This window comes from Blautia sp. ZXY-1-C6 (genome assembly GCF_056339875.1).
In genome coordinates, this window is record NZ_JBWJVQ010000151.1 from 1 (window position 1) to 6,553 (window position 6,553).

The 6,553-nt window shown below is 38.9% G+C and carries 8 protein-coding genes; 2 read left to right on the top strand and 6 right to left on the bottom strand.

Annotated features, from left to right (window positions below; translation table 11 throughout):
* The 3 genes from AC075J_RS06505 to AC075J_RS06515 all read right to left on the bottom strand — a co-directional run.
* Positions 1 to 596, bottom strand: a 596-nt coding sequence (locus AC075J_RS06505; RefSeq protein WP_476390159.1) for a hypothetical protein, incomplete at its 3' end; no start/stop codon positions are given.
* 3 nt (positions 597 to 599) lie between these two features.
* A complete protein-coding gene (locus tag AC075J_RS06510) occupies positions 600 to 1,307 on the bottom strand; it encodes a LytR/AlgR family response regulator transcription factor (RefSeq protein ID WP_025579789.1) in 708 nt (235 codons plus the stop codon).
* A 5-nt stretch (positions 1,308 to 1,312) separates the two neighbouring features.
* Positions 1,313 to 1,867 carry a hypothetical protein gene (locus AC075J_RS06515; protein ID WP_025579787.1) on the bottom strand — a complete coding sequence of 185 codons (555 nt, stop codon included), beginning with the start codon at positions 1,865 to 1,867 and terminating at the stop codon, positions 1,313 to 1,315.
* Positions 1,868 to 1,985: 118 nt separating this feature from the next.
* Here AC075J_RS06515 and AC075J_RS06520 point away from each other — a divergent pair, with 118 nt between their 5' ends.
* Positions 1,986 to 2,321, top strand: a complete 336-nt coding sequence (locus AC075J_RS06520) for a helix-turn-helix domain-containing protein (RefSeq protein WP_025579785.1) — start codon at positions 1,986 to 1,988, stop codon at positions 2,319 to 2,321.
* A gap of 187 nt (positions 2,322 to 2,508) precedes the next feature.
* On the top strand, positions 2,509 to 3,402 hold the full coding sequence (locus AC075J_RS06525; protein ID WP_025579784.1) for a C40 family peptidase: 894 nt from the start codon (positions 2,509 to 2,511) through the stop codon (positions 3,400 to 3,402).
* A 145-nt stretch (positions 3,403 to 3,547) separates the two neighbouring features.
* Here the strand turns inward: AC075J_RS06525 and AC075J_RS06530 are convergent, their stop codons facing one another.
* From AC075J_RS06530 to AC075J_RS06540, 3 genes are all read right to left on the bottom strand, one after another.
* A complete protein-coding gene (locus AC075J_RS06530) occupies positions 3,548 to 4,306 on the bottom strand; it encodes a hypothetical protein (RefSeq protein WP_025579783.1) in 759 nt (252 codons plus the stop codon).
* A 239-nt stretch (positions 4,307 to 4,545) separates the two neighbouring features.
* The gene (locus AC075J_RS06535; RefSeq protein ID WP_476390160.1) at positions 4,546 to 5,892 is read right to left on the bottom strand and encodes a hypothetical protein; all 1,347 of its coding nucleotides are present in this window, start codon (positions 5,890 to 5,892) and stop codon (positions 4,546 to 4,548) included.
* A partial coding sequence (locus AC075J_RS06540) for a hypothetical protein (RefSeq protein WP_476390161.1) occupies positions 5,879 to 6,553 on the bottom strand: 675 nt, incomplete at its 5' end. The genes AC075J_RS06535 and AC075J_RS06540, both read right to left, overlap by 14 nt.

The following is a 6,553-nucleotide window of genomic DNA, read 5'->3' on the forward strand; positions in this document are numbered from 1 at the left end:
AAACAGCCTAAAATCCAAAATATAACTTCCTGATATGTATGTCCTCTCGGATATGAATAAAAATCATCCCACTGTTTATGGTTAAACACCCCTGCATATACAACATAAGCCTCTTTTATCAATCCTATATTAACTGCATAGAAAAAATTCCAAACATATGCCTGTTTAAATGTGCAATCAAAGTAGCAAAAAACATATAATACAATTATTCCACTCCCAAGAATAATCATTAACAACGATTGATATCCAGCCCAATACTGAGCAGTTAACCAAAATATCATGCCGATATATAATATTCTTCTTAAGACCATCTCCTTTTTCTTTACAAAAAAAATATCATATATAATTCCTGCAATTAATCCAATTATGTATATACAAATAACTTTTATGACATATTTTTCTATTTTTTTATCAATCTGCCATAATGAAACAGAAAAATTATAAATTCCAAAAAAAATCAAAGAATACAACAGCCATTCTAGAACATAATATTTTTTTTCTAATATTCTTCGTTCAGAAAACGTCTGGCTAAATATCCAGACACCTATCCCTGTCTCCATAAACGTTGCCAGTCCATACAATAAAACTTTCAGCATTCTTCATACCCCCCAGTAATTCAGAATTGCTTCTCTGACACCTTTGAATCTTTCTCTGCCAACTGTAATAATATTACCGTCCCGCATATAAAGATCCCTTCCTTTCATCTTCATCACATGTTGGATGTTTGCAAGATATCCTCTGTCAGATATAATAAATTCTTTTGAATTCAGTTCTTTTTCTACTGTTGACAGACTTGCTCTGATCTTTACTTCCCCACGCCTGTGCACAAAAATCACATATTTTCCTTCTTTTTTCATATAGAAAATATCAGAATATGCCAGTTTTTCAACTTCATTTCTTTTATTTATGATATAGTACCGCTCTTCTTTCTCCATAATTCCAGGAAGAAGCGCATCATAAGCCTGCGGAAGTTTTTCCTTCAGACACTCTTTGGGGATATAACGATAGGTGTTTACCTCATATGCTTCTATTGCATAATCCACAAAATTTGTAATAAATATAATAACCGGATCCGGATAAAGTCTGCGAATTTCCCTCGCTGCCTCTATTCCGTTTTCTCCAGGCATCCGGATATCCAGAATATACATATCGAATTTTTCTTCATTCAATCCCAGCAGAAACCATTCCACATTCTGGTATATCGTTACCGTGCAATCTACGTTTTTCTCTGCAAAATACTGTTCTGTGATATCCTTTTCTTTTTTCAGATACATTTCGTCATCATCCAGAATCATTATTCTTATCATAGCAATTATTCCTCCATGAATGTATAAAATCTGAATTTCTTCACATCATAAAAATAACTTTCATCCTTATTGATGACCAGCTCATAAACCTCGATATCCCCTTTGGTTGTCACATCAGTTCTGTGATACTGATAAATGTATCTGCCTTCCTCATGGTTTTTTACCTTTCTGATGATATCATCCACCAGTTCTCCGATTGTCATCGGACTGTCTCTGGAAGGTCTCCATCTTCCAATCATACCACGAACCTGTGACTTGGTCAGTTTAATTCTCTTTCCAAGAAGATATCCTTTCGGGAAAAAGTCTTCTCTGGTCTTTCCTGTCTTTTTTAATATCTCACGTATTGTCTTATTTTCTTCATCTAAAGCAAATCCCATATTAGCATAAGCCTGCATATGAAGCAACGCTAATTCGAGATATTTACTGTTTTCAGATTCTTTATTCCATAACAGTAATTTGTCCAGACTTTTATATACAGTTTCTCTGATTGTAATTCCCTGATTTTGCAAAGTCTGCAAAGAAAACATCATGGTATACAAATCCTTTGTATATTCGTCCATATTCCTATATTCCTCCTGTCATAAAACATATCAAATTTGATTAGTCGCTTGTCATTTATATCCTTATACATATTTAATTCCGTCTGTTAAACTTTATCAAAGGAAAGGATTTTTATTTATGAAAAACAATACTATCGGAAAAAGAATTGCAGAAGCTCGGATCAACAGAAATATTACCCAGGAACACCTGGAAGAATTAAGTGGTTTATCTGTAAGTACGATCAGCCGGATTGAAACAGGTAAGTATATGCCTACTATTGAAAATCTCCTTAAGCTTTCTGAAATTCTTGATGTGGGACTTGACTATTTTCTTTATGATCTGCTTCCTCATAATAAAGATATTCAAAGCCCGGCTATTCAGGATGCGATTTCAATCATGAATCAAATGGGTGAACGCCAGACTGAATACATTGTAAAAATACTGAAAATATACCAGGCCTCTCATCAGGATTAAATATAATTACAATTCGACAATTTTCGTGTTTTTGTCCTCGAAAAGCATTTTTCTGACCTCGAAGCAACAATCAGGAAATGCTTTTTATTTTTTTCTGTTTCATGTTTACATTTTTCCCTTTTCTCACTCTTTATAAGATGTATCACCGGTGAGCAAATAAATAATCAAATTTCAGGAGGATAAAAAAATGACAAAAACAGAAAAAGCAGTAACATGGGCAATTGAAATCGCAAACGATCCGGCACACGGATATGATCAGGATAACAGATGGGGACCGGACTACGATTGTTCTTCACTGGTAATCTCTGCATGGCAGCAGGCTGGTGTACCTGTAAAAACAAAAGGAGCCACTTATACAGGAAATATGAAATCCGTTTTTCTGTCCTGCGGCTTTAAGGATGTAACTTCCAAAGTTAATCTCAGCACAGGAAGTGGCATGAAACGTGGCGATGTATTATTAAACATCGCAAGTCATACAGTAATGCACATTGGTAATGGTCAGGTGGTATCTGCCAGCAAAAATGAAAATAATGGATATCATGGTGGTAAACCCGGAGATCAGAGCGGAAAAGAGATCAAACTTCAGAGTTATTACAATTTCCCCTGGGATTGCGTTCTCCGTTATACTGAAGATTCTTCAACTACTGATCCTGATCCTGAACCTCAGCCAACTGCAGGAAATGCAAAAATCCGCAAAGGTCAGGGTTATGCCAATAAATTCGCCAATGCAGGAATCTCTATTACCGGAAAAAGAGACGCTGCTACCAAAAAAGCAGGCGTTAAAGTTCTTCAGACAGCTCTGAACAGGGATTATGGTGCCGGTCTGGATGTAGACGGTATCTGGGGAACAAACACAGACAATGCTCTTGGACAGCATTATGTAAAAAATGGTGAAACACAGTATATGGTAACTGCCGCTGAGATTCTCCTTCTTTTACGTGCTTATGATCCAAACGGTGTAGAGATTCCCGGTACCTTTGGCTCAGGACTTCTCTCTGCTGTAAAGGCATTCCAGAAGGCACAGGGCTTAACAGTTTCCGGAACCTGTGACAGAAATACTTTCCTGAAACTGATCAGCTGATCTTTACCAGATAAACATCCGGCAGAATTCTGTCCCCTGATTCTGTCGGATATACCCCTTCACTATTCATGTATATAACAAAAAGAAGCAATTTTGAAACCCATTAAAATGGTCTCAAAACTGCTTCTTTTCGCATTTTTATATTCTACCACGGAACATATTCGCCGCTGTCTTCATCATAATAATACCAGCCGTTTCCTCTGCCTACAGGACTACAGTCAGATTCCGCAGCCTGAAACGGTATATAGGAATTGGTTCCCGGATCCCAGGAATACAGGTCATACGGATCTGTGACCTCTTCTGATGCATCGTGAGGTGCTGTCCAGTAATATTTATTGCCATCCTGATCTGTGACACCATTTTCATTTACCATAGCATCTTCAATATCTTCCCAGCTTCCATAGTAATTTCCGTCACTGTCATACCAGTTTCCATCATCAGCTTCAGAAATCAGCCTTCCATTTCCCTCACTGTCATATATCATTGCCTGATCTGCCCTCTGATCAGATTGAGTACCACCATTACCTGTTGAACCATTATCTTCAGATGCAGAAGTGTCCACCCCTGTGGTCTGGGAATCGTCTGTATCAGTTCCCGCAGTACTGTCTGTTCCATTCTCTGAATTCTGTACGTCGCCTGCATTATTGGATGAAGCAGATATTTTCGTCTTCTTATCCGCAGTCTGATTTGAATCTTCTTTTCCAATGGATGTACTTTTATTTACCTGTTTTTTATCCGGCTGAGATTTTTCTGCTGTTTTTTGTTTTGTCTGTTCGGATTTCTCCTGTGAGTTCTGCGTATAATCAACCTGTGTCTCTGTTTTATTCTGTTCCGCACAGCCAGTCATAGCAGCCGCTGCTGCTAAAATCCCTGCCATAATAATTGCAATCTTTTTCTGCTTCATTTTGTTATCCTTTCTACATTTGTTAAAAATGTCGATGCCTTTATCATAATGTGCTTTTCCTGTTCATTATGACATACTTCACAGGCTTCGATGCCTCATATGTCCCTTATCTGTCATGAAATGTACCCCATTTTTTTCCAAAATCTTTACCCCATAATTTTGCCTTATAAACGCTTGGTAAAAGGGGAATATCTTTTTTCTTAAAAGTGAAATCTCTGTGAAACAAATGGCAGCAGTACTTATTTCACAACTATTTTCTTTATTTTCGACCATTTCGTATAACTTTTTGCATAACCTTTTACATAGGCACGTCCTGCAAGGTAGTAGACTCCGGGCTTCACATTTTTAAAGACCACCGTGGTTTTTGTCTGATTTTTCTTTGTGTAAGCATAACTGCTTACACCAGTATAGCTGCCATTATCAGATTTGGAAACTTTCTTTGCCAGTACCCAGTCTGTTCCATCACAGGACTTTGGAACAGTAAACGTCACCGCCACGTTTCTTTTTGTTCCCTGTCTGGAAACCTTAGCTGATTTAACAGCAGGTTTTCCTGTTACAAGGCTTGTTTTTACAGTTACCTTCCTGACCTCTGCCCATTTACTGAGCACTTTGGTATTGCTCCCATTCAGATATTTATAAGCATGTACGCCAATATACCACGTTCCTGCCGGTACGCCCCGTAAGATAAGCTCTTTACTGCTTCCGGAATACCCACTCTTTACCTTTATATAATCCGATGGTTCTTTTCCGTTCTTACTTCTGGCAGCAACAACATCGTAACCGTCCGGTTCCTCACCCTTGCTGTTAAGTACTATTCTGACATCATTTTTCTTCACCTGCACCTTCTGAACCACAGGTGCGTCCGGAGTCTTTGCCTTTACCGTAACCGGAACCCCGTCTGACCATTCCCCATATTCCATAACATGGCTGCTGTTCTCTTTGTATGCCCTGCAATAAAGACTATGTGTTCCCTCCGGAATATACTTCAGCTCAGGATATTGATTCAGTTCAGAATTTGTAATTTTTGTCTGCGCAGTATAATTCCCCTTTTTCAGATCCTTCTGAGATTTCGCTGTCACAAACTGATAGCCGTCCGCTTCATTGGAAAGATCTCTCAGATAAAGCATTGCATAATTTGTGATCACTCTGGTCCACCGCGTATCAATAACTGGTCTGTTTAATGTCTGATAAGCATCCACCTGTACCATTATCTGTACGGCAGTGTCCAGCCCTTCATTATTTTCATCCTCATTCAGTTCCAGAGATCCGTTGACCAGAAAACTTTGAGCTGCCTTGCTTTTCGGATCATAAGCACAATTCTCCACATCCCACTTCACAGACGCAGAAAATGTTGTTTTCTCTCCATTCACCTCGGCGCCATAGACTTCCAGCGACTTCGGCAGATGCAAAGCATCAGCAGTTTTTTCTGCACCATTGGTAATTCCGGTCACAGGCGCAACAGCATCTGCCAGTCCCTGATAAGTCCGGTCTCCTACAATAAAAGAATTATACAGATTCTGCGTTGTCAGGTGTTCTCCTGCCACTGTTTTCGCAGTCACAGTCACCTGAAAACTATATTTTCCCACCGAAAGCCCCAGTTTGGGCCAGAGTCTCGAGTTCTGTGCTCTCCCCAGGTGCCAGATAAGCATTTCCAGATAATAACACACTACATTCTTTACTACGGTTAAAAGACAGCTTCATATCTGTATCAGTAACATTTTTCAGAATATATGTCTTTGCTTCCGGAAGTGTATTATAGCCCCACTGCATTGTCGGAAAACCCCCGGCAGACTTTTCAGTAATTTCCAGCTGCTTCTTTTCTGTCGGATTCTTCTCTCTGTTCATTGTAACATGAAGAGGATATCTGCTTCCGTCATCTGCGAGAAATGCAAACGTTTCATCATAAATTCCGTATTCCTGCTTCGGCAATATATAAAAATAAAGCGTTTCTCCCGGTTTCAGCAGCTTTTTGGAATCCTGTTCCTCATAATCTTCTGTCCACTTTGCCATCTGGTCATCCACTTCAAAATTCTTAAGACCAGAAGTATCTATCCGTATTCTGGTTTCCTTTTTTCCTGAATTTCTGACCACTACATACTTCTCCACACGAAATTCCGGGTCATAGAAATCGCTTTCTGTAAATTCTTCTTCTGTACCTGTTTCTATACTCAGCTCATAATCTTTTTCAGAGGAAGCTCCCACAATTACTTTCAGAGTAACCTTACAGGAAGCACCCTCTTTTGTCTC

Coding starts and splice junctions, on each gene's coding strand:
- AC075J_RS06510 (WP_025579789.1), bottom strand. CDS start 1,307: ATGATAAGAATAATGATTCTGGATGATGACGAAATGTATCTGAAAAAA.
- AC075J_RS06515 (WP_025579787.1), bottom strand. CDS start 1,867: ATGGACGAATATACAAAGGATTTGTATACCATGATGTTTTCTTTGCAG.
- AC075J_RS06520 (WP_025579785.1), top strand. CDS start 1,986: ATGAAAAACAATACTATCGGAAAAAGAATTGCAGAAGCTCGGATCAAC.
- AC075J_RS06525 (WP_025579784.1), top strand. CDS start 2,509: ATGACAAAAACAGAAAAAGCAGTAACATGGGCAATTGAAATCGCAAAC.
- AC075J_RS06530 (WP_025579783.1), bottom strand. CDS start 4,306: ATGAAGCAGAAAAAGATTGCAATTATTATGGCAGGGATTTTAGCAGCA.